General features: G+C 39.4%; 9 protein-coding genes. 4 read left to right on the top strand and 5 right to left on the bottom strand.

Going from position 1 to position 23,561, the window contains the following annotated elements; all coding sequences use genetic code 11:
* Positions 1-124: 124 nt before the first annotated feature.
* Positions 125-331: a hypothetical protein gene (locus A7456_RS00475; protein WP_067006413.1), complete on the bottom strand. Its 207-nt coding sequence runs from the start codon at positions 329-331 to the stop codon at positions 125-127.
* A gap of 115 nt (positions 332-446) precedes the next feature.
* Here A7456_RS00475 and A7456_RS00470 point away from each other — a divergent pair, with 115 nt between their 5' ends.
* Complete coding sequence (locus A7456_RS00470) at positions 447-14,255, top strand: hypothetical protein (protein ID WP_067006410.1); 13,809 nt, start codon at positions 447-449, stop codon at positions 14,253-14,255.
* 455 nt (positions 14,256-14,710) lie between these two features.
* Entirely contained in the window at positions 14,711-16,141 is a 1,431-nt protein-coding gene (rlmD, locus tag A7456_RS00465; protein WP_067006407.1) for a 23S rRNA (uracil(1939)-C(5))-methyltransferase RlmD, read from the top strand.
* A 23-nt stretch (positions 16,142-16,164) separates the two neighbouring features.
* Here rlmD and typA read toward each other — a convergent pair whose 3' ends face one another.
* The 4 genes from typA to A7456_RS00445 form a co-directional block, all read right to left on the bottom strand.
* Positions 16,165-18,012, bottom strand: coding sequence for a translational GTPase TypA (gene typA, locus A7456_RS00460; protein ID WP_067006405.1), 1,848 nt, complete (start codon positions 18,010-18,012; stop codon positions 16,165-16,167).
* Between the two features lie 168 nt (positions 18,013-18,180).
* On the bottom strand, positions 18,181-19,452 hold the full coding sequence (locus A7456_RS00455) for an OmpA family protein (RefSeq protein WP_067006402.1): 1,272 nt from the start codon (positions 19,450-19,452) through the stop codon (positions 18,181-18,183).
* A 269-nt stretch (positions 19,453-19,721) separates the two neighbouring features.
* Complete coding sequence (locus A7456_RS00450; RefSeq protein ID WP_067006399.1) at positions 19,722-20,456, bottom strand: pyridoxine 5'-phosphate synthase; 735 nt, start codon at positions 20,454-20,456, stop codon at positions 19,722-19,724.
* Positions 20,457-20,472: 16 nt separating this feature from the next.
* A complete protein-coding gene (locus tag A7456_RS00445) occupies positions 20,473-21,912 on the bottom strand; it encodes a C13 family peptidase (protein ID WP_082995361.1) in 1,440 nt (479 codons plus the stop codon).
* A gap of 546 nt (positions 21,913-22,458) precedes the next feature.
* On the opposite strand from A7456_RS00445, the gene ccoS reads away from it, so the two are divergent.
* Positions 22,459-22,671, top strand: coding sequence for a cbb3-type cytochrome oxidase assembly protein CcoS (gene ccoS, locus A7456_RS00440; RefSeq protein WP_062498601.1), 213 nt, complete (start codon positions 22,459-22,461; stop codon positions 22,669-22,671).
* Complete coding sequence (locus A7456_RS00435) at positions 22,668-23,510, top strand: sulfite exporter TauE/SafE family protein (RefSeq protein ID WP_067006396.1); 843 nt, start codon at positions 22,668-22,670, stop codon at positions 23,508-23,510. Before ccoS ends, A7456_RS00435 begins: the two co-directional genes overlap by 4 nt.
* The last annotated feature ends 51 nt before the right edge of the window (positions 23,511-23,561 follow it).

Genomic DNA, 23,561 nt, shown 5'->3' with positions numbered 1-23,561 from the left:
GCAAAATACTGACTATTTTCTAAATAAATTTGACAAGTGTAAACTCTGTGATATGCTTTTATAAATAATTAAAATCCACTCATAAGAGTGCGGAACGCACCCTTAGAGTAAATTAATTAGTTAATTAACAAGCAAACTTACCTAGCACAATGCCATAAACTTCAAGCCATGCTTGTGCAGGATAGCTGTTAATCTGCAAACCATTAACCATTTCTTTTTCAATTTCTAGGTTTCTATCTTGACACCACTTACGAAGTGGTTTCCAGTCATATTGTTCCAATGTCCAAAAACTTACTGCTGTTGTTGAAGCAGTTTTCCAAGCATTTGCCATTTTCTTTTCTTGATTTTCATTTACTGCAAATGTAGGTGTAACTAAGAAGCTAAATTAGTTATCTCTTTGTTAAGCCAAATATAATTAAGTTTTGGTTTTGATAGAGAGATTTTTTATGTCTAAGTATGATGAAGCCTTAGCCAGAATGCAGTTAAGGAGTAATGAAGCCTTTGAGCGAATTACAGGTCAAACAGTTGAGCAGTATCAACAAGAGCAAAGACAAAATAGAATGCCTACTACTGCCCAGCTAGCCAGTCAATACCATGACCCCAGTTTAAACCATATAACAACATTTGATGGTGAGTTAAGCCTAAACCAAGGGAAGAACCCAAGTAATGACACACTAACATCACTTCAAATTGGTTTAAATAACACCGCAAGGGGTGTAACTCAATACGGTGCTGAGAGGCTGACTGATATGTTCTCAACAGGGAAAATTTTTCCTGAGTTTGAGATTGGGGGTGTAACACTCAATCAAGGAAATAACAAAATACCAGTTGCAGTAAATACTATGGCTAAAAAAGCCGTAGTAGGAGTAAATGATTTTTATAGCAATAAGTTTGGTGTTAATGCACTTGAAACCTTAAAAAACTCTGACAGTCCTTTTAATCGTGGTGTAGCTAAGGTTCTTCTTGGAGAATCTGCTGATTTAAATGCTGTACATGATTGGGTTGATAATGTAGGTGGTTTTGAAGAAAGAAATCAAAGATTATTTGATGGTTACAGTAATCAAGCCCAACAAGCTATTTTAGGTACAGAAGAAGCCATTGCTAATATTGATACAGGCAATCAATTCAAAGACGCATGGGGAGCAGTTAAGACCAGTTTATCTAATCCAAAGTATTTATATCACATGGGGGTGCAAAGCGTACCTATGATGATTGCTTCTGCTCTAACAAAGAAACCCTTGGTTACATCAGCTTTCTTGGAGGGTGTAGCAAGTCAAGAACAGCTTAGACAGCTAGCAGTAGAAGAGGGTTTAGATTTAAACGACAAGAAAGTACAGCAATATTTAAACCAAGCAGGTTTAAGTGCATTATTAATTACCTATGGCTTTGGACATGTTGCAAGTAAAGTAGGTGCAAGTAATGTTGATACTCTAACCAAAGGAAGTGGTGTAAGAAGTAAAACAGCAGGTGTGCTACTAGATACAACCGAAGAGATGTTTTTGGCAGGAAGTGAGACAGGACATTCTAATGCAATGCTTGGTAAAAACCTTACTGATGATATAGGTAAAAATATAGGTCAAGCAGGTGCAATAGGTGGTACAGTTTCTGGCGTATTTAGTGCTACTGGTTTAGGTTTTGACGCTACTAAACAAGCCACAAAAAATGCTACAAGCAAAGCAACCAATACCATTAAACAAAAGCTCTCTACACCACATGAAGAGCTTATCAATCCTAACTCTAAAAAATACAATCCTACAACAGCTTATGCTAACGCAGTAGCTGAGCTTAACCGTGCAGATACTGATGAAGCCAAACAAACAGCTCAAACTAAAATCAATGAAGCCACTAATAGTGTCATGTCTGTGTTAGATGGTTTTGATAAGAAGATAGCTGATGCTACTAACCAAGAAGAAATAGATAAGCTAACTCATGAAAAGCAATCATATATTGATACCTATGTTACACCACTTCAAAATACCATTCAAAGTGTTAAAAATAGTGAAACAGATGTGCATTCTGATGAGTTCTATGAAAAGCTGATTGCCAGTATAACCCACCGTGTCAATCCTGTGGTAAGTACAGATGATGTATCAAAAGATACACAAAATCCAACAGTACACACTTCACATGGTTTTACCGATACCAAAGTAAGAAGTGTAAAAGACATTAATCATAAGTTTAGAATGCCTTTTCACAATGTAAATAAATCAGGGGGTAACAGTCTATTCTCTGGTGGCGTTGTTAAAGCAGATACTCTTGGTTTTATGGCTTTGTTAGATGGTGATGATGAAATCTTTAATGCTTCTGTTGGTTTCACTTCCATCACAGGGGGCAGACATAAAAAGACAACAGGTAACTCACATGGCAATGGTTATAAGATTGACCTTGATTTAAAAAATGCTGATGATGTAGAAACCTATGCTCGTATAGGACAGCGTATTGCTGACTTAGCCAAACAACATGGCTATATCGTACAAGTTAATGCTGAAAAAGCAGGTTGGGGTAAAATTGGTAAACGTGGTGATGTAAACTTTATCAATGGTGGTGGCAGTCATCTTGATATTACTGTGGTTGGTAGAGTAGGTGCAGGGCAAGGTGGTACAGTAAAGCAATCAAGCTCATCAATTACTAAGCACACAGGTATCGCTAGCGTAAAGCAAGGTACTTCGGTTACTTATACCAATGCTAATGGCACAACCACAACAAAGTCAGGGGGAACAATCTCATGGAGAAATAACAACTCTGGTAACTTGATGTATTCATCAGTTCAAAAAGCCAAACAAGATGGTGCAATAGGACTTGATACCAAAGGTTATGCTATTTTTGCTAGTGAAGCTGATGGAGATAAAGCTCGTGAAAAAGTCATCAAAAGAAATTGGGGTAATTTGACCATTGAAGCGATGATACATAAATACGCACCTGCTGATGATGGTAAGACACCTGCTTTAAAAGGTAATAACCCTGCTCAATATACTACAAGTGTAGCAAAACATAGTGGTTTATCTAAACACTTAAAAATTAATGAGTTAAATAACTCACAAATGCAGAGCTTGTTAGAAGCCATGAAAAAGCATGAGGGTTATAAAGTAGGCAGTGTCCAAGGAGCAGTTGCAGATACAGGTGTATATAATGTTGGCTCACCCATTAATAGTGAGCAAGCCATGAACCAACCTACCCAAACTCATCAAGATGAGTTATCTTCACAAGCACTAAGTCTAATCCGTGAATTAGAAGAAACCAATGATGATGATAGCAAGCGTATCCAAGAGCTACAAGATGAGCTAACTGCTGTTCAAGATAAGCTGGCTAATATCAATAAGCCAGAGCAATCAAGCCAAGCAGAACAGACCACAGAGCAAGAACAGACACAATCACAAACCAGTAGCTTAGATGAACAAGTGATTGCTGATGTTCGTGCTAATCAGTTGGCTAACATTACCAGACGTTTTTCTCAAATGGTGATTGAATCAGATGCTGATTATTCAAAAGCATTGACACAGATTAATGAGTTAAAAGAGACTGGCATTATCACAGAGAATGAAGCCAATGGTTTTATGCAACTGTTGGATGTTAAGCTAAGAATTAAAGGCAATACAACTGATGAAGTTAGTAACCAAGTCTACAATGGCAGACACGGTAACAGTGTCCTAGAAACCAACCTAGGCATTAAGGACTATGCAACACGTCTTGATTTGGCAGTAGCAAATAACCGTAATACAGATGATATTATGGCTAATCTTACTCGTTTTAGAGATGACCATGTATCAAAAGCCAATGCCATCAAAGAAGCCATTAATGCCTTTGACAGTTCACCCATTACACTTGCACCCAATAAAAACAATCAATGGCAAGTGGTAGATAATCCAAATGAATTACCTGCCAATGCTCGTAAGTACACGGTATCTGCTGGCAGAGTTACACAGCATTTTCAAGCCATCTTTGATGAAGCCAAAGATTTAGATGACTTTACAACAGCATGGCAGAATATTTTAAATGGTTCAAGTGAGCAAGCTCCCAGTGTATCTGTTAGTTCTACTCCTGTTACACCAAAAGCACCAGTAACCACCCCTACCCCTGATACAGTTATCAGTACACCAGAGCCTGTTACACCACAAGTACAAGGCAATATCGGTGTGGCTAGCAGTCATCATAGAATGAATGACCCTAATGGTGTGTGGGTGGGTATTGCCAAAGACAGCAGTGGTAACTGGATTTCTATGAGTGCATTAAGTAATCCAGACAAAAATATCACTGGTATTGTTGATGGTATTTTGGGTAATCCGTACAGCACAAAAGGTAGAGGCACTTGGAAAGTAACTAATGACAAAGAAGCAGAAGATAAGTACCGTAGTTTGTTTGCAAGTAATTACAACAACACTTCTTTTTTAAGAGATTATTTTGAAAGCCTAAGGGGTAAAACACTCTATGGCAGAGTAGGTAGTACCGAAGTCAGACCACTAAGTGAAATGTTATCTGCTACTGCTAACATGACAGATGAGCAGAAATTAGATTACATGAAATCATTGGCTAAACCACAAAACAATCAAGCCAAACAAGTTATCATTGCTAAAAATAAGCAAGCCAAGAGTGAACGTGATAAAGCTGAACAATCTCAATCAGAACAAGTTCATAACAGTAATGACACCGAAGAGACTTCTTTTTATATACCAGAAGATGTCTCTGATGAAGACATTAACCTGTTACTAAATGAGCTTAGCAACAATGAAAACAATCATGCTACTGATGTATCTAAGCCAGTTGATGACAGTCCTAGCAATACTAATACCCATACTGCTGATAATAATAAGTCTATTCCTCAAGAAAGAGAAAAATCATCACTCATAAAAGATGGCATTAAAGTTACCAAGCAATCTCTTAAAGATGGTATTAAAGACATTGCTAAGGGTAAGAATAAATTAATTGAAGTGATTAATCATATCCCATTTAATGATGATGAATCTGTAATCGCTCATGCTATCTTAAAAGTTTATCCTGATATTACTATTAGTTTTGATAACACAGATGCTGATATTAAAGGGGATTTGGCTAAACCAAAAGACATACTTCAATCATTGGTTTCAAAATCCACTCATCAGCTACTGGCTGTCATCAATGATGATACTGATGATAAGCAGTTATTGGCTTTAAAGTCTGAATTAGACTTTATCATGACCAGATTAAACCAACTTACAGATTTACCTGTTAAAGAGGGTCGTATTGCCCAAATGCTGACCCAAGATTATGAAAGTTTAATTGGTCTTGGTTTAAGAAGCAAAGCATTCTTGTCTAAAATCCAAACCAATGGCAAAGCTAAAAGCAATCTGTTTAGCACCCTTATCAATGGTATTAAATCATTCTTTGGTATTCCTAATAAAACTGGCGTAAGTAACTTGTATGAGCGTCTGTTGGACGTTACAGCAAGAGCCGTTGAGATACAAGCCAAAGATACCAGAGAGACTGGTAAGCTCTCTGTACTCGCTTCTAATAAGCAAGAACGTATTGCAGAAGCAACCAAACCAATTAAAGAACAGAATGTATTAAAAGCAGGTATCACTCAAAATAGTGAAGCCAATTTAGTCATGGTTAAAGATTTGGTTTTGCGTATCAGACGTTTAGGTATGGCTGAGCTAAATAGACTGGGTATTAAGAAACCAACAGCTAAACAGCAAGAGCAGTTAGAGCATTTCATGGGATTTGAAGAGTCATTCAAAGAAGCTCTGATGACTTCATTTAGAACCAAAAAAGATGGTTACAAATGGCAGGATTTAAAACAGTTTGCTAACACTGGCACAAAAGATAATCCTATTTTTGATGATAACCTAATGACTGCTATGGCTCATGCGGTATATGACCTTATCATCACTAACGGTGGTGCTAGTACCTTGACTAAGCGTCAGTTAAGAAGTCTTTTGGGTGTAGAACCAGATGCTCTAATACCTAACCATATCGCTAAGAAATACCGTAATCTGGGTGTATCTATCAATGACATGACAAGCTCATTAGGCAGAGCAGTTATCAGAGACTTAGGGCTTAAACAAACAGATGATGTACCTGAACAGACCTTAGCCAGACTAGAAGCCAGTTTAGGTGATTGGCTAGTCTCTGCCATGCAAGTAGCTAATATGGTGCATATTAATACACTGCCCAGTGGTGAGTTTAACCAAGATAAACTCATCGCACAAGGCAGTGATGAGAGTGTTCCTGAATCAGATTGGCTTAAACAAGCTCACTTTGTCAGTCTATCTACCAATGAGATTAATAAACAAATCGCTGATATTGGCAAAGGTACTGGCAGTTATCTGGCTGATGTATTAGGTGTGCAGTCTCGTAAAGTTTACCCAACACTTAAACCAAACAAAGAAGTTAAAGATAAAGTTGAGAGTACTAGTGCTAAGCTATCTGCCAAACAAAAAGACAGACTTTTAAAAGCACAACAAGAACCTATTGTTATAAATCAAGACATGTTGTCTTTGGTGGATAATCTAAGACAGCAAGATAATGAATTCTTCTATGACCTATTCCAAGCTCGTGTACCTGCTGATGAAGAGTTGGTTAATATACATGTCTCTAAGCATGAGAGTTTAAAAGAATCTGCTCTGGGTAACAGCAGAGACATTGATAATTTCTTTGGTTTTGTTGATGGTTTACCCAGTAAAGATACGCCATTTTATGACAGCATTAAAACAGCTAAGAACAGCCGTATGCACTATATGTCCAATGTAGTGAACTTTCAAACATCTAAGATACACCGTGCATTGGTAGAGCTTGCTAACTTCAAAGTGGATATTGATTTATCTGGCTTTGATGGTGTTACATGGTTTGATGATAAAGGTAAACCAAAACCTGAAACATTATTTCTAAGAGCTGTATTTGAAAATGCAGAGGGAACAGAAGACATCTTTAAACCAATCCTAAAAGACATGGGATTTGATGGCTTCACAGTAGATAAAGTACCCAGTGGAGCATTCTTACCTATTGCCTATGAATATCTAACTGCTGATATTAAAGTCAATAATGCGGTATTGGCAGTCAGAGACTTACAAGCAGGTAAGACATTAAGCTCTGAGCAAAAATCTCATATCAAAGAATTGGTAGATACATGGGATATGGGAGCTAATAGTTTTAGAGCGTTGATGGAAGTATCAAACTTCCTAACCGCTACTGAAAATAAAACTACTTTTACTACTTCACTGGGTTTAGGTTCTGATGGTGTAAACAACGGTACTGCCATTGCTTCTGTACTCATGGGTATCAAAGATAATAAGCTACTTAACATGGTTGGTATCTTTGGTAAATCATCAGAGTTTAAAAGTTACTTTGATACTCGCACAGACCCTAGTGTGGGTGATTACTACACAGGGCTAAAACCTGTACTAACAAAAGCCATTGATAGCTTATCATTTCCAAATGATTACCTAAACAATGCCAAGAAAGCCTTTGAAACATTAAACACCAATTTAAAAGAACGTAAGACACTAAAAGCTATCTTAATTCCTTTTGGTTATGGTGCAGGTATATCCAGACTTATCCAATCAGCTTCTGAGCAGATGATTAAAGACATCTATGCTACCACGGAAAAGACAGCTAATATGGATAAACCCTATGAAAAAGAACAAGCATTGGGTGAATTACAAAGCAATCTACAAGCCATCTTAGGTCATGGATTTAAACTGCCAGAAGACCTATTGAACTTTACGTTTAGCGATTATCAGCTTAAAAAGCTAAATGATGTCTATGCTAAGACCATTGGTACTGCCATCAAATCTGCCATGAAAACCTATGCCAGTGAGTTCTCAAACAGACGTTCATTTAACATTGCCATCCATAATATGGCTTATGATGCTTATGAAATCTTTAAAGCTAAGCTAGAACGTGAAGCAGAAGATGAGCGTATCAAACGTGTTAGGGCTAAATATCCAGATGCTAAACCAAATGAGTTAGAGCGTTATTTGGCTTATGAGACATTAACACCAAAAGAGCGTAAAGAATGGATTGATGATAAACTAGCCAAAGCATTTCCTACCATTGCCAGTAGTTATGAGCATGATGAAGAGCATGTAGGTTCTATTGAGCTTGCAGGTACTGAAAAAACATTGACTTCTGATAAGTCAGTGGATACCGTTACTACCGTGTTTGATGTTGATAAAGGTGGTTTGATTAACCGTACTCGTAATGTGCTTATCCGCACCATCAAAGCCATTAGCACAGGGGTAACAGCGAACTCACAGATGATACAAGGCAGTGATAGTGGTATCTCATCACAAGCCATGACAGCCAGTGATGTCATCTCTATCAACGTCCATGACGCTAACATTGCTAACATACTTCACTACATGAGAATGGCTAATGAACAAAACAAAGCATTCTTTGATGTAACCAGTAACTACCATATCTATCATGAGAGTTTGCTTGGTTTGATAAATATGCTTGAAAACCTAGACACACTAAGTACTGATGAACAACAACAGCTTGTGCATACGTGGATTAAAGCATTAAACCGTGATGGCATGCTTGATTTAAATGAGTTGGTTTGGCAAGAGACAGATTTATCCGTTGTGCTGACCGAAGTAGTTGATATGCTCATTGAAAAAGCCATTGATTATGATTTAGACAAAATCAGTCTATGGCAAGAACAAGGTGTAGTACATCAGTATGCAGGTGAGGGTGGTGAATATACGCTAACAGACGCTGATTATAAGTCCTTAAAGACACAACAAGCAAAACTACAACAAGCCAAAGAAGAGCTAAAAGAGCGTATGTTAAATGCTACTAAGAGCTATCAGGGTAAGTTAGGCGTGATAGAAGGTATCCACCATGGTGAAGACTATGGCTTTAAAAACACGGGTAAGGTGTCTAAGAGAAGTTTTGACATCAGTGAAGTTAATCTTAATGAAATCACTGACTCAGTGGCTTATGCTTTCTTTGTAGAGAATTTAAAGCTCACTGATACTGGTAGTAAAGACCAAACCAAAGCCAAACAAATAGCACAGTATTTGATGGATAATAAAGACAAATGGCAAGATGTGCTTGATACTGCCATGGGTGATAATACTGATGAAGCCAGTAAGATATACCGTAAACTTGGTACTAAGACTAAGACTGACAACATAATCATTGAAAGTGTTTATGGACAAAATGGTGTAAAAAGAGCCAGAGAAATAAACGGTGTATTCTCATTAAGAACTGATGGGAAGTATCACTTTGGTAATCCGTTTAGTAGCGATAAACACTTGGTTGAACGTGATGGTCTAACCCTAACCAATAGCACCAAAGAAAGTGTGGAACGTTACATTGAGTGGGTTATTAACTCATCTGATGAGAGGGCTGTATGGATTAGAGAAATACTTAAATCAGGTAAGTTAAAAGGTAAGTCAATCATTTATTATAAAGAGTTAGGTGAACCCAGTCATGCTAATGCTTTGGATTATTTGATAAATCAATATGATTGGGGCAATGAAGATACTGCTGATAATCAAGATACTTTATCAAAACAATCTGATATAATCTTAGCCAGTGCCAAATCAGCTACCCCTTACTCAACCAACTTGTTTGAGTACTTGGTTTCAATCAATCCAAACCTTAAAGTAGGTGTGGTAACAGAAGCTACGGATAAACAGAGAGCCAAAGATGTTGGTTTAAAAGGTGGTGGTGTTTACTATACAGATACCAATGAAGCATGGTTTAATCTAAATGATGCTAACTGGTACGCCACACCTTTGGAACTTGTAAATCATGAATTAATTCATTCTGTTACTTATGATGTCATCCAGAGTGGTAAGTATGATGAACGTATTGAAGAGCTGACCAACCATATTGGTAATGCTTTGATGTTAGGTGTAATCAAAGATACAGATGATGGTATCATTACTGATAGATTAATGTATGCCTTTAACAATAAGCATGAATTACTTACTGTTACTTTGGCTGAAAAGCAGGTAAGAGATAGTTTACCCAAAAGTATTATTACCAAACTTAATGAATTATTTACTGCCATTACAGGAGACTTTAATGCTACCCTTAGTACTGCCACAAGAAGAGATAATCAAGATGACAAGGGAATTTCATCTAAACACTCTGGAACAGAACAATCCACCAAACAAAGCAGAGCTGATAGAACAAATCAATCAAGCCAAAACAACCAAAGAGATGTGGGACATCATGATACCCAACAAGTTCAAGAAAATCCCAGAACCCAAGTGGAAGCAGGAAAGGGAGAAACAACTTCTAGCCAAGAAACAGTAACCTACTCTTTACCTGATTTAGAACAGTTTTTAAACAATCTTAACAGTGAAAACTATAAAGGTTTAACTGGTTTTATCGCAGAAGCTGTTAAAAAGCATAATCCAAATATCCAAGTGGTAATGAGTGATGAAGTATTTAAAAATAACGATAACTTAGTACCTGCAAGTTATGACACCAGTACCAATATCATCACCATCTACAAACCTACCTTTGACACGCTAAATGATAATGATAAAGCCATGTATATCAATCATGAATTAATTCATGGTTTGGTAGAGCAGTCATTTAATAATCCTAAGTTAAAGCAGTATGTTGATAAGCTAGAAGCCATGAGATTAGAGCTTACTCATGTATGGCATGATAACCAATTAAATTATACCCCTAGCTTTAATGCCAGATTGTCTCTTATGCTAACAGACCATTTAAGTGAGTTTATTGCTTATGGTTTAACTGACCCAGAGATGGCTAAATGGATTAATGATAATTTATCAAGCCATAGAGTTTATTCTAAAAGAGAATTTGTTAAGTATATCCAACAGTTCTTAAAGAATGTTTATCATGCTTGGTTTGGGGGTAATCCTAGCAAAGGCTTCGGTGATTTTGTCAAAGTAAGTAAGCATTTATTTAGCGACCATAAAGCAGGCAGTACAGTCAGATTATCACAGGTCATCAATGAAGCCAATGATATAGATGTGGTGAGTTTATTTACCAGTTTACCTAGTGGTAATACTTCTAGTGAACATAATGCTCAGCTAGACAGTCTTATCAATACATTCATTGGGGGATATTATAAACACACGGCTAACAAGGCATTGGTTGATTTGGCACAAGGTAAGATTAAGAATAAAGCACTCATCTATGGTCTTAAATCATCTGATAAAGAAGCATATGTTACAGAAGCTCTTGTAAGCGTGTTTAACGTATATCTAAATAACAATGCAGGTACACTGACTGTCAATGGCATAAACAAGCTATACAGCAAAGCACAGGCTCAATTTAAGACTGCTAAGGATTTATTCCCAGACTATGATAAAGTAAGTGATGATGAAAAAGCCAGACTAAGAGCAATCCATCAAGCAGTATTTAATCCTAAGAATAAAACTGCTGACAGTTTGGCTTGGTTTATGGCTTTGTCTGTATCTAATGAAGAGTTAGGTAGAACACTATCTAATCATGTGGTTAAAGGTGAACGTTCTAATCATTCATGGTTTGATAAATTCATGGGTATCTTAGAGCAAGTGGTTAATACATTTAACAATGTGTTCTTTCATGCCAAAGGTAGAGACGCTAAGTCTCAAATAGATGCTTATATACAAGCATTAGCTTTGGCAGAAACCAAAGCCAGAAATGCTCATGTGGATTATATTCAGTTAGGCTACTCTATGGCTCATGGTGGGTTAAGAAGATTGGCAGATAAACCAGTAAGAAAAGGGTTGGTCTATGCTTTTAATAGAGAAACGTTTAGACAATCTGAATTTAGTCCTGTAAGAACGCTAGGTAAAGTTGCTAGTGTTATTAAGGATGTAGATGAACTAAATAAAGCAGAACAACTAATTAATGAAATGGTATATGAGGGTCATGCTAATTTTAGTCCTAACAACCGTATGGGATTATTGGCTGACTCTATCAATGAAATTATTGGTTTAGGTAAGCGTGGTTTGAATGTAGATAAACTCATTCGTATGACCAAAACCATTGAGCAATACAGACAATCAGTAAAAGATAATACCTACAAAGCCATAAGAAAACAGTTTACTCGTGAACTAACCAAAGAAGAGAAATTTGGCATTACCAATATATTGCTTCGTACTGACATGGCTAGTCTGTTAAATCATGGTTTTAAACCAAAAGATGTATTGGCTATACTTGATGAAACCAAGCGTAAAAAGATGATTGCCCATTATGAGGATAAACTCATAGATAAAGTAGGTCATAAAGACTACGATATGCTACAACAGGTCTATTCATTGGCTTACTACATGGCAACAGGTAACAGTAAACCAAACATGATTAAATCTGCTCATGATGTGGCTATTGGTTTAGGTAGTGATTATCAGACTACTTTTGATAAGATGGATAATGAAATCTTTGAGATGGTGGATGTGTTATCTAGTCTTATTGCTTTGGATTTTAAAGACAGTGAAGAGATTAAAGTAATACAAAAACTCTCTGCTGACCAATCCAAAGGATTAATTGCCACACTTAATTTACATAAAGAGCTTATCCAAAAAGGCAGAACTGACTTTGAAAGCAATCCTTATAACTATCAAAAAGGTTATATTCCTGAGATAGTCAATCCTTATCGTAAAGTGGTTTATGCCACACAAGATGAAGTGGCTAATTACAAACGAAAAGGTTTTGAAATCATCAATGAATTAAAACAAGATGATGCTGATGATACGGATGGTAGGGTACTGATGATACACCCAGAGTACCAACCATTTAACTATGTCTCAGGTACGTTAGATATGGTGGATACTCATCACCGTGGTACACCAGTCTATGAAAAAGGGGTGAATGATAAAGGCATTAGAGAAGTGAATAAAGCCCATCTGGTTATCCGTAAAGCTAATGCTAAGCAAAGACCCAGTGTAAGTAGTTTTGATAGAGCTGGCAATGCTTTGATACCTACTTATGATACCCAAGGTGCTATTTTGGATTATCATTATGAGATGGGTCATACTGCCAGAGATGTCTTGTTAGAGCGTGATAACAGCTTTGATGAATTACTGGCTACATTAAATGGTGGTTTAGAATTTAAGCCAGAGATGTTTAACCAACAAAAACAGATAGCCAAAGCCATTGCACAAGATGCCAAACAGAATGTAGCTAAACGTCCTAATGAATATATACAGTTAGACTTTAATTCCAAAGACCCTGATGTACAACGTGTGATTAAGATGATACCTTATTCATTTAGAACAGAGCTACAAAAGCAATTTGGTAAGAATGCTAAGAGCTACCCTATTCATAAGTCAATGTATACAGCTACTTTTGGTTATCAAGCGTATTCAGTGGTGAATATCTGGGATAAACTAGATAACAATAAGAAGCTAAATCTGGCTGAGAATTTGCTCAAAAACGTGTTTGATTTGGCATTTAAAGAGAATGGGCGTAAGAGAGCATTACAAGCTGAAAGAATTATTCAAGACACCATGACTTTCATTAAAGACATGATTGTCATCAGAAGTGGTGGGGTATTGTTAGGTAATATTTTATCTAATACTTACCTGCTTATGACACTTGGTATTAACCCAGTTCGTATCTTAAAAGACATGACATTCTCATGGCGTAACTCTAAAAACTATCGTACCATGGTTAATAGAATTGAAGAGATTAATGCTCTTTTGATGACTACCAATTCTACCAAAGATAAGTCATTACTTAATCGTGAGAAGAAGCAACTGCAAGAAGCACTAAACCGTAATCCAATGAAAGAATATATGGAAGCAGGTTTGATGAGTACCATTGTGGAAGATTTAACTAAACCAAATGAAACCAGTTATAAAACCGAGCTACAAAAGAAAGTAGACAGTTATGTAGATTTAATTCCTAAACCAATCAGTAATACCTTTAATGAGCTTACTATTGGACAAGGCTCTATGTTACATAATTTCTTATCAGAAGCTACTCAATTCTCTGACTTATCAGCCAAATATACATTGGCTAAATATCTACACGAGAATGGTACTGACAAAGACAAAGCCATTTATGAAGCACAGTTAAGTTTTATTAACTATGACATTCCTACCAATCAGTTTTTGGATTATATGAATAGAATGGGATTAATGATGTTTACTAAGTTTTTCTTACGTTTTCAAAGAGTGATGGTTAAATTGGCTTATAATGCACCTGTGTCTTCTTTAATGGGTCATTATGCTGTTGGGTATATGGGTGGGCAAGGTGTATATGACCCATTCTGGCTTAATAGATTAGGCAATCCATTAGAGTTAAGTGTGTTTAATTTACCTAATGCAATGGGTGAAGTTATTAGTGCGAATGTTTTATTTTAATGAGGGTTCAAGTCCCTCCGTTCGCACCAAATAATATGATGAAAATCAAAGGCTTAGTTTGTATGATGGGACTAAGCCTTTTTTGTACCTATATTAAAAAAAGGGGGATATGGCAACAAAAGACATTGGCTTAAAAGATGGTGGCGTTTACCATACAGATACGAAGCATGGTTTAACCTACAAGATACGCTAAAAAATATTGTTAAACACACCCAACAACTTGATAATTTCCCACAGGAGTACACCAATGTAACATTCTTAAAGTACGAAAATATGACCGAAGAAGAGACATTGGGGATTTTAAGTGAGAATCCAGAGGCATCGCCAATGAAAATCAACCCAAAACACTTAGAGAAGTTTTTCAAAGACAACCATACCCCAAACACTAAAATATCAATATCTATCGCCAATAATGATATAATGCCCATTTTATGATACCCAAAAATTAGGCACTCATGACTCAGCATTTATCACATTTATCCACAACACCCAACACCCAAAAACCCATCACCTTATACATTAGCGGCTTAACTCATGACGGACGTGGCATAGCGACCTATGATGACACACATGGGGACAAATCGGGCAAAAAAGTATTCATCAGTCATGCCCTACCCACTGAGACGGTAACGGCACACTTGACCAAATCCAAAAAAAGCTACGATGAGGCTGATTGCTTAAATGTACTAACCCCAAGCCAAAAGCGTACCACCCCCATATGTCCACATTTTGGGGTGTGTGGTGGTTGTAGTTTACAGCATTTTGATGTGGATGAGCAGATTAAACACAAACAGTCCATTTTACAAAACCATCTCACCAAATCAGGCATTATCCCCACCACATGGTTAGCACCCATCATAGGCGACACGATGCACTATCGCACCAAAGCCCGTTTGGGTGTGCGTTATCTGCCAAAGACAGACAGACTCATCGTGGGTTTTCGTGAGCGGGCGAGTAATTTTTTGACAAACATTGATACTTGCCCAATTTTGGATCAGCATGTCAATGACAGACTAAATGACTTAAAACAACTACTCAAAAACCTAAAAAGCAAAAACAATATTACCCATCTAGAAATCGCTGTCGGCGAGAGCGTAGATAAGCACACAGATATTTTACCAAGGGTGGCACTTATCATTCGCCACACCAAACCCATAAATAAAGCTGATACCGTCAAATTTATCCATTTTGGCAAATCTGTCAACTGGCAAATCTACTTGCAACCCAAAGGACATGAAAGTATTCACCGTATTGATAGCACGGACAAGGCAATACTGCCAATGAGTCACACCACACCCCCAACAGGCGGGCTATTTTACCATTTGCCAACATTTGATTTGACATTACAAAGTAGCCCTACTGACTTTACGCAGGTTAATTTATCAGTCAATAGACAAATGATAGAACTTGCATGTGAACTTTTGGGCTTAAAGCAAGGCGAGCGAGTGCTGGATTTATTTTGTGGGCTAGGAAACTTCTCACTTGCCCTGGCCAAATGCGTGGGAGAGACAGGTAGAGTCATCGGTGTGGAGGGCAGTGCTGATATGGTCATGCGTGCCAAGATGAATGCCAAAGATAATGGACTGACCAACACTGAATTTTTCGCCCAAGACTTAACCCAAGATTTCTCAGACAAGCCGTGGGTTCATCAAGTTGATGCCTTACTCATTGACCCACCACGCACAGGGGCGTGGGAGGTGATGGGTTATTTGAGTAAATTAAATGCCAAACGTATCGTTTATGTCTCATGCAACCCCACCACACTTGTTCGAGACAGCGCCCGACTTATTGAGCAAGGCTATCGGGTGACTCATGCAGGGGTCATGGACATGTTTTGTCACACAGGACACGTCGAGAGCATCGTTCGTTTTGAGAAACAGCCTTAGCCCAAATAACAATATTTTGCCAATCAAGCGTCTTTTTTACGCCCAAAACGTTTACGATCATTCTCTGTTAGGTATTTTTTACGAATGCGAATGGATTTGGGTGTTACTTCAACCAGTTCATCATCTTCGATAAACTCCAATGCCTGTTCTAAGCTATATTCCAAAGCAGGAGTTAGGATGATGGCATCATCTGAACCTGATGCACGAATGTTGGTCAGCTGTTTGGCTTTGGTTGGGTTGACCACCATATCATCGCCACGAGAATTAATACCAACAATCATACCCTCATAAACGTCAAGCTGTGGTTTGGCAAACAGTCGTCCACGCTCTTGCAAGCTAAACAAAGCATAGCCCAAGCAAGTACCTGTTACCATAGAAATTAGCACACCATTTTGACGTTTAGCAACCGCACCCTCTTTCATCTCACCATAATGACTAAAACTTGATGTCATGATACCTGTACCAGAGGTCATGGTCAAAAACTCCGAGCGAAAGCCGATAAGTCCACGAGATGGCACGGTTGCCTCGATGCGAATGCGACCCTTACCATCCACTTCCATGTTGGTCAACTCACCCTTACGGTTACCCATTTGCTCCATAACCGCCCCTTGATGCTGTTCCTCAACATCAAAAGTAACATTTTCATAAGGTTCACACATGACGCCATCAATTTCTTTGATAATGACCTCGGGACGAGACACGCCCAATTCAAAACCTTCACGTCTCATGTTCTCAATCAAAACAGACAAATGTAGCTCGCCACGACCTGACACCTTAAAGCGATCTGGACTGTCAGTGTCCTCAACACGCAAAGCAACGTTATGAATGAGTTCACGCTCTAAGCGTTCACGGATATTACGAGAGGTAACAAATTTACCCTCTTTGCCAGCAAATGGTGAATCATTGACTTGAAATGTCATTGATACGGTTGGTTCATCCACGGATAATGCTGGCAGTGCTTCAACTTCTTTGGGGTCACACAGAGTATCTGAGATATTAAGATTATCAATACCTGTTACACAGACAATATCGCCAGCTTGGGCAAAATCCACATCTATCCTTTCAAGTCCATGATAGCCCATGATTTTTAGAATACGACCGTTACGCTTATTGCCATCTTTATCCACAACTACCACAGGGGTATTGGTCTTCACCGAACCACGCTGAATGCGACCGATGCCAATCACACCAACAAAGCTATTATAATCAAGACTTGAAATTTGCATTTGAAATGCACCATCTACGTCCACTTTTGGTGGCTCAACAATGTCTACGATGGTTTCAAATAGTGGGGTCATGTCAGAGGCAAGTTCGTCAGGCGACAACCCTGCAATGCCGTTAATGCCTGATGCGTAAACAATGGGAAAGTCAAGCTGTTCATCTGTGCCACCTAAGTTGTCAAACAAATCAAACACCTGATCAATCACCCAATCAGCACGAGCGGCAGGCTTATCAATTTTATTGATGACCACAATTGGCTTTAAGCCACGAGCGAATGCCTTTTGGGTAACAAAACGGGTCTGAGGCATGGGGCCCTCTTGACTATCTACAAGCAATAGTACACAGTCTACCATAGATAGCACACGTTCAACCTCACCGCCAAAATCAGCATGCCCAGGGGTATCCACGATATTAATGCGGTATTCAATATTGGTACGCTTATCCATCCATTTGATGGCGGTATTTTTGGCTAAAATGGTAATGCCACGCTCACTTTCTAGGGCATTTGAGTCCATGACTCGTTCAATTTCACCTGCACGTTCGCCCAAGGCACCTGATTGTTGTAGAAGTTTATCAACCAAAGTGGTTTTACCATGGTCAACGTGGGCGATGATGGCGATATTGCGTAAATGTTGGATATTGTTTGACATAAAATCTCAAAAGTGTAAATAAAATAGGCGTGTAAGCTGACAGCTCACACAAAAGCTGTCTATTATAGCATGAATTTGATCAAAAACAGCATTCAATCCTATATTTTGATAAATAAAAAACCACCCAAATCTACTTTGGATGGTTTTTGAACTCATTGTATGGGTTATTTAGTTTTTAGTTTCTACCACATTAGTTACTTTATTGCCTTGGATAACAGCATACACACGACGGTTAAGTGCTTTGTTTTCAGCAGTATCATTAGGCACTACTGGACGGTCAAAGCCATAACCTACCGCAGAGATACGGTTAGGAGCAATACCAAACTCGCTAGACAGCATAGATCTTACAGCATTTGCACGAGCCTCTGACAGACGTTGGTTGTAGCGAGCACTTGAACGGTTACTGTCTTTGGAAGCGTGACCTTCAATGGCAGCAGTTGCGTTCGGGAATTCACGCATTTTCTCTGCAACCTTAGCGACTTCTTCACGGAATTGTGGCTTGATATTTGACTTATCACGGTCAAAGAATACACGAAGTTCCATGCGTAGATCTTCTTGTACCGCACGCTCAACTGGGCAACCATTGGCATCTACCACGACATTACGTGGAGTATTTGGGCATAGGTCTAAATGGTCAGCAACACCGTCACCATCGCTGTCAACAAATTCTGGTGTCTCAACCACAGCAACTGGTACTGGTACTGGCACAGGAACTTGGGTCACAGGTGGTGGTGTTACCACAGGCTCACGAACAGGCGCCACAGGTACGGTAGGTGCCAAACGACCACCTAGGGTTACTTCAAGACCTGCTAGGGCTTGACCTTCCCACCATTTGTTATCAAAGTTATGAACAGCACGAGCTTCGCCACGCAATGCTAGGGCATCATTGATCAGATAACGAGCACCCAAACCCAAGTTACCGATGGTGTCTTTTGATTCAGATATCTGTGAGCCATTTTGACGGCTATTAACTTTATATTTGGCTTGACCAGCACCCACAAGCACATAAGGTTTGAACTTATTATTGGTATAGCCTGAGAACTGCTCAGTGCCAATTAGGAAGTTACCAGAGATGGTCTCTTCTTTGGCATCAAAGACGGCGCGATTTTTATCCCCACCTGATTTAACATACTCCTCAACTTTCTTTTTTGAGGGCTTTGCTTCGGTGTCAGTAACGCCATATTCTACCTGAAATTGAGTAGATGGGCTAAGCTCCACACCCAAGGCGACACCTGTATATAAATCACTTTCTAAGGCAACACCATCTTGCTCGCCAGCTTTTTGCGTATTATAATCTGTTCCAGTATGAAAAATCTCACGTTGCTTTTTGTGGGCTTCGTTTTGATGTTGATAACCGATAAGTGGGGTTACGGTTACGCCAGCGGTGGCGGCGGTAGTAGCAGTGGCAATCAATGCCAAAGCGATTTTATTTAATTTCATAATTTCCTCCAAAGGATGGTTTTGATGAAGTCAAAAACACCAGACTGTCATGTCTATTCTAACATTAAGCTGAAATGTTTTTCAATAGCAATCTTACAAAAATACTTCAACTTCTCAATGGTCATGGTCTACTTTGTGATAGATGGTCATAGCTTAACGGTAAAATAAGAATTTGACAACCCTTTTTTGTCAAAAAATACAGTTTATTACATAAAAGTTGCCAATATTTACAATAAAATGGGCATTTTTAGCAACAAATGGTCTGATACTCAAATACCAAAAGCCTGTTTCATGTTACGCACTGCTTTATCAAGCCCCATAAACACACTATCGGCGATGATGCCATGTCCGATATTTAATTCATAAATGCCATTAATTTGGGCAATGGGAGCAACATTGTCTGCCGTCAAGCCATGCCCTGCATTCACCAAAAAGGTTGGATTTTTTGATAAAGCAAACATCACGCCTTTTTTGACACGTTCTAGCTCAAAAGCGATTTGGACTGGGTCATTTGCAAGGCAGCTTTGGGCATACGCTCCTGTATGAATCTCAATGGCATCTGCTCCAAGCTCCATCGCTCTTTCAATCTGGGCAGTATCGGGGTCTATAAAAAGCGATACTTTGATACCAGCATTTTGTAGCTTTTTGATAAAATCAGGTAATTTGTCGTTGTTGATGACATCAAGTCCGCCTTCTGTTGTTACTTCTTGACGTTTTTCAGGGACAAGGCACACCCACTTAGGGCGGACATCACAGGCAATGGCAAGCATTTCATCTGTTAGTGCCATTTCTAAGTTCATCGGAATGTCAATCGCCTGCTTCATGGCGTACACATCAGCATCCTTGATGTGGCGACGGTCTTCTCGTAAGTGCAAGGTAATGCCATCTGCCCCTGCCCGCTGACACACTAACGCTCCTTTGATGGGACACGGATAATCCACACCACGGACATTACGCAGTGTGGCAATGTGGTCAATATTAACGCCAAGCCTAGGGGCTCTCATAGAAACTCCTTGATAATCAGGGGGTATTAGATTTATTGTCTGCTGGCATGGTCGGCTCTTGACTGTTGTCAAACAGTGCCTGTTCTAGCTCGGGCAATGCCGTTTTCATGAGACTACCAACATACATCTGTGGCTGTGATGGCACAAAACCCATGAGTGCTTCTAATTCGCTTACTCGATTTTTGGCATAATCATAGGCATTGTCAAAGGTATTTTTATTGCCACGCAAACCTTCGGCAAAAAATGCCCGCCCAAAATAACTCAAATCAGCGTTATAACTACACCCAAAAGATGCTCTATCGGCAGCTGATGCGGTAATGATGAGTGTGGTTGGTGATGCCAGACGCTCAATAAACGCACCAGAGTAACACGATGAGATGACAATCACCCGCCAGCGAATGCCTGACGCATCCAATGTTTCTTTGAGCCATACAGGGTCAATGTCATCCAAATCCAGCGGAGGATTGTCAAGCACCAAATCCCCCAAAATCTGACCACTTTCGTCTACCGCCCCATGTGAGCTTAACATCAAAAACAGCACATCTTCATCAGCGTTCATTTGTTTACCGATGGCTTGGAGTGTCTCATGGATACTGGTCTTGGTGGCGATGGGGTCAGACTGCCATGTCTTTGGGTTGTTAATTAGGGCAATGGATCTGCCTTGCGTGCCAAAACGCACATCAAACAGCTGTTTTGCCTGCGTCACTTCATTACTAAAAACATCCAGTCCGCCATAGCCTGCCACACCCATAAAATACCAGTCGCTCTCGCCTGTGGCAGATTTTTCAATGCCTGCTAAATGCTCTGTTAAAATCATCGGTTGGGCATAAAAAGCGGTCTCACTGATGGTCGGATTTTGGTTTTTTAGCTTAAAAATGGGCTGATCTGCCACATTTTTTTGCCACACCACCAACAAGGCAATCGCCCCCACCATCATAATGACCCGCTCCCACCATTGCCAGTGTAAACGCTTGGCAAAAATTAAAAGCAGTGCCGCTGTCTGCCACACAAATAACGCCACGAACACATCGGGTAAAAAGCGATACATCCAATTTGGCAGCCAGTTTTGCAAACTCAAAAACTGCATGCCACTTTGTACCAAAATCAGTAGCGTATCTGCCACAAGCCATAAAATCACAGGCACGAATAGCAATGAGTAGTTCAGCGTACGTTTGGCAAGCAAAATCCCTGCAATGAGCATGATGGTCGGCCAAATCAGATAACTGATGAGTCCTTGCTCGTTAAAATCACTGCCAAAATGTGCTGTCAGCCATGCCAACAAAATATTGACCGCCAACGCCAATAAAGCAAATAGCACAAACTGCCCAAACGTGGGCTTAACCCAATTAAAGGCACGTACTGACCCCACCAACATCCACAAGGCAGCGACGATATTGGCGGCAAAGTTTAGGGAAAATCTTGGTAAAGACTGTATTTTTAGGGATTGTAGTGACAAATGGCGACTCTTTATCAGATATAAAACAAAAAGCTAATTTGGCTTATTTTCGCAAAAATTTACAGCTGTGGCAAGTGATTTTGTAAAAAATCAGTGTATGGCTGTTCATATGGCTATTTATATGGCTATTTATATGACCATTTATCCATGCTATTTATCCATGCTAAACGTTTGGCATCACCTACCAAACATTAAATCGGTTCGGTCGGCTTTTAAGAAACTTTTAAGAAAAAAGTTATGTTTATCCAAAAACCATAAATTTTTTATGGGCTTTTAAAAATTTGCTGTCAAAACTGATAAATGTGTTAAAATGTGGATTATTTGCAAACACAATTTACCTAATGTCATGAATAAGATATGATTATTTGGTTGCACATAACATGACCACATAACGCATTTTATAAAAATACCATGAGTATGGGCATGCCCCAATCAATGACCAATATACATGCCCCAATCAATGACCAATATAAAAGATGAGTGAAAAGATAAAAAACCCTGATTTGGGTAAACTAGCAAAGAACTTGTGCTTTTGGAACAGATGACATGACCAGTATCTACCTACTCATTCCGCTAAGTCTTATGTTGTTCGTTGTGGCGATTTGGGCGATTGCTTATGCGGTCAAGTCCAACCAGTTTGAAGATTTAGACAATGCCCCCGACCAAATCATCTTGGATGACCGTCAAGCTCGCCGTGATGCCTTAAATCACGCCAGCAAGGCAACCCAAAACAACCAACGTAATAAGGATGACGCATGAGTATCGTATTATTAGCGCCCGCCCTTGCCATGGGCTTTTTGGGATCACCACACTGCATGGGGATGTGTGGTGGTATCGTAACTGCTTTTGGCATCTCCATGAAGAACCTAAGCCCACAAAAACGTGGCATGCTCATCGCAACCTATCACACTGGACGCTTGATGAGTTATATGGCTCTTGGACTGATTGCAACCATCTTTGGTGAGACGGTGCTTGCCCCCTTTATGACAGGTAATGCCCTGCCTCGTATCGTGCTGGGTTTGGCGATTGTATTTGCCTCTCTGCTCATGCTTGGTTTGCCATTTTTAAACCATCTTGAAAAAATGGGGCTGGGTCTTTGGAATCGCCTTGCCCCTGTCCGTCAAAAGGTACTGCCCATGGACAGCCTGCCTAAGGCTCTTGGGGCAGGACTGCTGTGGGGACTGTTGCCTTGTGGTCTGGTCTATGGGGCTTTGGTGATGGCGATGAGTGTGGCGGCGACAGGACATGAACCCATCATGGGCGTACTGTTCATGCTTGCCTTTGGACTGGGTACTCTGCCCATGCTTATCATGACCGGGGCAACGCTGTCATGGTTACAACAAAAGGTCAAGACCTTTAACCTGCGTAAATTTAGCGGTGCTGTCATGCTCATCTCAGGGCTGTTTGTCATGCTCTCGCCTACCGTCATGCACCTAATGCATGGTCATCATCATGGCGGACATGCCCATCACAATCATGAACACAGTCATGAACTCCATGAACACAGTCATGAACTCCATGAACACAGTCATCATCATGACAAGCATCAGCATAATCATGAACACAGCTCTCATGAACACAGCCACGCCCATCATTAAAGTGCCAGTTGGCATATTAAAATGACAGGATGGGTGCTTATGGGCATTTTC

It is taken from the genome of Moraxella nonliquefaciens, from assembly GCF_001679005.1.
GTDB lineage: Bacteria > Pseudomonadota > Gammaproteobacteria > Pseudomonadales > Moraxellaceae > Moraxella > Moraxella nonliquefaciens.
This window is presented reverse-complemented; position numbering and strand designations above follow the sequence as displayed.